A 6,414-nucleotide genomic window follows, 5' to 3' on the forward strand; every position below is an offset into this window, starting at 1 on the left:
CTAAACTACGCCCTTTACAAATCTTCTATTTTTGCTCACAATGACAATGTAAGGAATCTTCTCATTGGATTTATGAGCCTTTACTACCAAGTGATAATAGATAAGATAGCTTTAAGACAAGCTAAAGATGACCTTGATAACTATGAAAAGGTATTAAAGATAGCTAAATATCAAAGGGATTACGGGTTTATATCGAATTTAGATTATTTTAAACTATCTGTTTACAAAGTAAACCTTCAAAGCGCAGTATATCAAGCAAAAGCTCAATACGAAAACGATTTGAAAGAGTTGCAAACGCTGCTTAGACTAAAAACCCCAATACGTTTAAAAGCTGGTTATCCAGTAGCATTTTTATTAAACCAAAAACTAAATTTAAAAAAATATGAAGAGCTTGCTTTGAATAGATTCGATGTAAAAGCGGCAAGGTATCAACTTCAATTCGACCTTTACAACTTAAAATATCAAAAGGCTCAAAATATACCAGATTTAACGTTCAACTTTGAGATAGATACAGTGGGAATGGACTCAGAAGGAAGAAGATATCCTTTTATGATAGGTGCAGGACTTAGCTTTCCACTTCCTATATTTGATAGAAACGTAGGGGGTATCTTAAATGCGGCTTACAGTATAAAGCAAGATAGGCTTATGCTTAAAAATTTAGAAGATACTGCAAAAACCCAAACTTACCAAGCTTACCAAAACTTTTTAAGCGCTCAAAAGACCTTTAGAGCCTACGTAGAAAAAAAGAAAGAAATTGAAAAAATTCTTGATATATCTCAAAAATCTTTTGCTTTAAGAGGTATATCTGTGCTTGATTTGCTCGACGCTGAAAGAACTTACAAAGATTTTATGGCAAGCTATAGAAATGCTTTATATCAGCTTATGCTAAGTAGAACGCTTTTAGATCTTTATAGCAGGGGTAACCTATGATTAAGAAAATTTTTAAAGGTGCTTTTTTATCGGGTTTAGTTTGCTTGGCTTTTACCAGCTGCAACAACTCCAAGGCATCAAGCAACGCTGTGAAGCAAAATGAAGCGAGATCATCAGAGACTAGCAACATAAAAATAGTAAAGGTAAGCGTTTCTACTTTTACTAAAAGCCTTAAACTTCCAGGTACTGTAAAATCTTCTCCAAATGGCATTGTAAACGTTACTTCTTCTGTAAACGGGGTTATAGAAAGGGTGCTTGTAAATATAGGTCAAAATGTCCATACAGGACAGCCTCTTTTCTTGGTAAAATCTGCTGATGTAGCAAACTTATATTCAAACTATCTTCAGGCAAAAGCCCAGTATGAGCTTGCCAAAAAAACTTACGAGCTTACCAAAAAGCTTTATGCAATAGGCTCAATGTCTAAGTTCGATTTGGATAACGCTTTGGCAAATTTAAAATCTTCCAAAGCCCTTATGGATGGATACTATGCCCAAATGCGCATAATAGGTTTAAAAGGTGGTGGTTCTTACGTAATGACAAAATACATAACAAGCCCATCAAACGGTGTTGTGGCAAAATTAAATATACATCCTGGTGAAAAAATCATAGTAGATCCATACACACCGCTTGCTACTATAGTAGACACTTCTCATGTTATGGTAGAAGCGGATGCTTTTAGCAAAGATATAAGGTTTATAAAGCCAGGTCAAAATGCAGATATAACGACTTCCTCTTATCCTGGAATTGACTTTAAAGGTAAAATATTCTACGTAGGAGACATAGTAGACCCTAATACAAGGACTTATAAAGTTTATATAAGAGTTAAAAATATACATAATCTCTTAAAACCAAATATGTTTGTAAATGTAAAGATATTGCCAAATACTATTCAAGCTTTATCCATTCCTCAGAGCGCTTTAGTATTTGACAACAACAAGTTTTACGTTTTTAAATATGAAAATGGTAAGTATGTAAAAACAGAGGTTCAAGTCTATCAAATAAAAGACGGTACCGCTTATATAAAAAGCGGTCTTAACCAAGGAGATGAGATAGTAGGTTCTGGTAGCTTGTTGTTAAAAGATGCATCATAGGGTTGATTTATGAGATCATTTATAAACTTTGTACTTCAAAACAAAATAGTGTTTATATTCGTAGTGGTGCTACTTTTTATCTTTTCTATATTTGGTCTTAAAAAGCTCGATGTAGAACCATTTCCAGACTACTCTCCCGTTGTGGTAGAAATCACCGCTATATACGCTGGTCATTCTGCAAAAGAGGTAGAAAAGCAAGTAACTATACCTCTTGAGAGTGCTCTCTCAGCAATCCCTTACGCCACTAGGATAAATACCCTATCTTTATATGGTCTTTCCGATGTAAAGGTTACGTTTAGCTACGATATAAGCTACGATGCTGCAAAGCAACATATTATAAATAGACTTACACAAGCAAATCTTCCACCGGGTGTTCAGCCAGTTATTCAGTCAAATCCAGTGGGTGAGGTCATGAGGTTTCAAGTAAGAGGTCTCAAACATCAATCTCTTATGGATCTTAGAACACTTGCCGATTGGCCTATATGTAGACAAATCAAGACCGTTCCAGGCATAGAAGATTGCAACCCTATTGGTGGTTTTGAAAAGCAATATCAAGTGATAGTTGACCCTCAAAAGCTTGTAAAATATGGTCTTACATTAACACAAGTGCAGAACGCTATAGCAAACGCAAATATAAACGTTGGTGGCAACTACACAGAAATAGGAGAGCAAACATATACAATTCGTGGTATTGGGCTTATAAAAAATTTGAATGATATAAAAAATATAGTTTTAACAAACTACAACGGTACTCCTATAACAGTGGCTGATGTTGGAAAAGTACGCATAGGACATGCGCCAGTACAAGGCTATATGGGGCTTAGCATAAGAGAACCAAATGGCAAATGGTATTCAAGAAATCAGGTGGTGGTAGTAACAGCCGTCATGAGAAAAGATGCCCAATCTGTACCTACTTTAAGAGCCTTAAACAAAAAGATTAAGGAGTTAAATGAACAGTATAAATCTCAAGGGGTAGAGTTGGTGCCATATTATACAAGACAAACTCTCTTAAACGCCGTTATAAACAAAATAAAAGAAAATGCCACGATAGGTATTATTCTAATACTTGCTATGGTGATTTTCTTCTTAGGAGATGTTCCAATAGCCCTTATAGTTGCTTCCGTGGTCCCAATTGCCCTCATATCAACACTTGCTTTTATGGCTTTAAGAGGTGAGGAAGCTAACCTCATATCACTCGGGGCTGTTGATTTTGGTATTATCATAGATAGCGCTATCCTTCTGGCGGAAAACATTTTCAGAATATCTGGAGAAAAAGAGAATCATAGTGCAGACTATGTTATAGCCTACGCTACTATGGACATAGCAAAACCAGTGATGTTTTCAATTCTCATAATCATCGCCTCTTTCATACCACTTTTTATGATGAGCGGAGCTCAAGGAGTTTTGTTTAGTCCAATGGCGAGAACTTACGTTTACGCTCTTGCTATAGCTATAGTACTCACTTTTACCTTTGTGCCATCAGCTATAGGACTTGTAAAGAAAGAGATAAACAAAAAGGAGCCAAAAATACCTCTTATCCTTACAGATTTTTATATTAAAATCCTAAAACAAATACTAAAGATAGCAAAACCCTTCACCATAGCAAGCTTTATAGTAATAGCAATAATGCTTATCTGTTTCAAGTTTTTAGGAACGGAATTTATACCAACCTTAGACGAAGGAAATATATACCTAAGGATTACGTTTCCATACAGCATAGCTCTTTCTACTTCTCATAAGTATGCCAACGAAGTAAGACAGTATATGATGACATTTCCAGAAGTAGTATCTGTAGATAGTAGAGCGGGAAGACCAGAAGACGGTACAGACGACGTTGGTCCTTATGATACAGAGTACTCAATTCAGCTTTTACCATATTCAAAGTGGCCTTCTGGTATGACTAAGAAAAAGCTTGAAAATATAATGAGAAAACATCTCGAAAAAATGTTTCCAGGGGCAGATGTAAATTTCTCTCAATACATTCAAGACAACTTTGATGAAGTGCTTTCTGGTGTTAAGGGCGAAAACTCGTTAAAAATATACGGACCAAAGTTAGAAGAATTAGATAAGTTGGGAAGAGAAATAACACCTGTCTTAGAACATATAAAAGGTATGGCAGATGTAGGCATGTATAAAGAACTTGGACAGCCTGAAATAGATGTAAGAGTTGACAGAGAAAAAGCAGCAAGGTATGGCTTAAATACTGGAGATGTTTTAAATATAATACAAGCTGCCATAGGAAGCTCACCAGTAACAGAGGTTTTAAAAGGAGACGAGCAGTTTGATTTAGTAATAAGATTTCCAAAGGATTATAGAAAAACTGCCAAGGAGATAGCTTCTATACCCATACTAACTCCAAACGGTCAGATTATAAAACTTGGTGACGTGGCAGATGTAAGATATCACATAGGTGCTTTCTTTATATATCGGGAAAATTATCAAAGATTCTTACCTATAAAGTTTAGCATTACCACTTCAAACGTAGGCGGTGTTATAAAAAAAGCCAAAGAAGCTATAGCAAAAGCCGTAAAACTACCACCGGGCTACCACCTTGAATGGAGCGGCGAATACAAGCAAATGATACAAGCCCAGCGTCAAATGGCTATTATAATACCAGTAGCTGTATTTATAGCCTTAGCGATATTGTATTTATACTTTAAATCCTTAAGATATACGTTTGTGGCTTTCTCCAGTGCTGTAGTGGCTATAGGTACTGCGATTGTTACACTTTTATTGCTTGGCATGGCCTTTAGCGTCTCCTCTGCTATAGGATTTATATCTGTAATGGGCGTTTCTATAATGAACGGCTCTGTTATAGTCACTCAATTTATAAGGCTTTACGAAAGTGGACTATCGGTTTACGATGCCGTAATAGAAACTATGAAAGACAAATTTAGACCCGTATTGATGACAGGTTTGGTGGCTGCTCTTGGACTTTTGCCAGCAGCTGTAAGGACTGGTATAGGCACTCAAGTCCAAAAACCATTGGCTGTAGTAGTTGTAAGCGGAATGAGTATAGGTACTATCGCTACCCTTCTTTTGATACCGGTACTTCTTTATATTGTCCCACCCAAAGATTATTCTAAGTTTTAGATTTATTTCTCTCTTACTCTGCTACGCCCCCCGCATTCCACTATTTTTTCTAACGACTCAACACCTGATAGAACTTATAAAATAAAAGAGCCAACATAAAAAGCACATATATTCTTAAAAATATCAAAGAAAACTTTACCCAAAAATTATATCTGTTCATAATCATTAACCTCCTGGAAACAACGTTTGGAAAGCATACACCAAAGAAAGTATCATAACAAATACTATTATCAAAGCCACAAATACATTTGACCATATGTTATTTGTATAGCTTCCCATAAGCTCTTTATCGTTTAATAGCAAGAGTAAAAACAGCAAAGCAGGTGGTAATAAAAACGTATTCATAACTTGCACAAGCAAGTTTATAATCACCAAAGGAGCATGTGGTATTAGCACTATGCTTCCAGCTACGCTTACACTTAAGATGTATATGGTGTAAAACCACTTTGCTCTTTGAAAGGGTAGATTAAGGCTGTGCTCCCAACCAAACACTTCTCCAAAAGCCCAAGAGGTAGAAAGAGCCAATGTAACAGCAGCCACAGCACCAGCGGAAAAAAGCCCTATTGCAAATATAGTCCCAGCGTATTTGCCTAAAAACGGTACCAAAGCCCTTGCTGCTTCTGAGGCATCTTGTATGTTGTTGTAAGGTGGATGCCCATATAAAGTGGCACCGGTGGTTATTATGATTGAAGCGGCCACTATAGCAGTACCAAGACTACCTATAAAGGTATCTATTCTACCTATTCTTATATCATCTATACCCATCTTTCTATCCACCACAGCACTTTGCTGGAAGAAAAGCATCCAAGGGGCTATAGTGGTACCTATGTTTGCTATAAAAAGTGTTAGAAACGTAGGTGAGAATATATCTATACCCTGGAATGTAAAAGACTTGAGCACTTCATTTATATCAGGATGAGCTTTTATAGCCGCTGGTATGAAAACAAGCTGCAAGAGCGCAAAAGCTATAAGAGATTTTTCCACAAACATGTATCCACCACTTAAAACAAGCAGTATCATAGCTCCTACAGCTATTGGAATGGTTACTTCATATGGAAGTCCAAACACCATTTTTACAGCTGCTCCTATACCTATAAACTCCGTTACAAGGGTAAAAGTGTTTGCTATAAAAAGGTCTGTCAGAGAAAACCATCCCCAGAACTTACCAAACTTCTTGTATATAAGCTCTGCATGACCTTCTTTTGTAACAGCTCCAAGCCTTACAGTCATCTCTTGGACTACGAAAGCAAGTAAAGACATTATAACCACAGCACCCACTAACGTATATCTTGTCTGAGCT

4 protein-coding genes are annotated in these 6,414 nt (G+C 36.5%); 3 read left to right on the forward strand and 1 reads right to left on the reverse strand.

The genetic code is table 11. From position 1 onward, the window contains the following. The 3 genes from ACP5S8_RS07425 to ACP5S8_RS07435 all read left to right on the forward strand — a co-directional run. Positions 1-930, forward strand: a 930-nt coding sequence (locus ACP5S8_RS07425; RefSeq protein WP_461876326.1) for a TolC family protein, incomplete at its 5' end; no start/stop codon positions are given. Next, entirely contained in the window at positions 927-2,021 is a 1,095-nt protein-coding gene (locus ACP5S8_RS07430) for an efflux RND transporter periplasmic adaptor subunit (protein WP_461876327.1), read from the forward strand. The genes ACP5S8_RS07425 and ACP5S8_RS07430, both read left to right, overlap by 4 nt. A gap of 9 nt (positions 2,022-2,030) precedes the next feature. Next, positions 2,031-5,114 (forward strand): efflux RND transporter permease subunit, encoded by a 3,084-nt coding sequence (locus ACP5S8_RS07435; RefSeq protein ID WP_461876328.1) that lies wholly within the window; start codon positions 2,031-2,033, stop codon positions 5,112-5,114. A 165-nt stretch (positions 5,115-5,279) separates the two neighbouring features. Here ACP5S8_RS07435 and ACP5S8_RS07440 read toward each other — a convergent pair. After that, on the reverse strand, positions 5,280-6,414 hold a 1,135-nt coding region (locus ACP5S8_RS07440), incomplete at its 5' end, for an NRAMP family divalent metal transporter (RefSeq protein WP_461876329.1).

Source organism: Hydrogenobaculum sp. (assembly GCF_049967395.1).
GTDB lineage: Bacteria > Aquificota > Aquificia > Aquificales > Aquificaceae > Hydrogenobaculum.

Excerpts from the sequence above, each read along its gene's own strand:
- ACP5S8_RS07435 (WP_461876328.1), top strand. The coding sequence starts at position 2,031 with ATGAGATCATTTATAAACTTTGTACTTCAAAACAAAATAGTGTTTATA.
- ACP5S8_RS07430 (WP_461876327.1), top strand. The coding sequence starts at position 927 with ATGATTAAGAAAATTTTTAAAGGTGCTTTTTTATCGGGTTTAGTTTGC.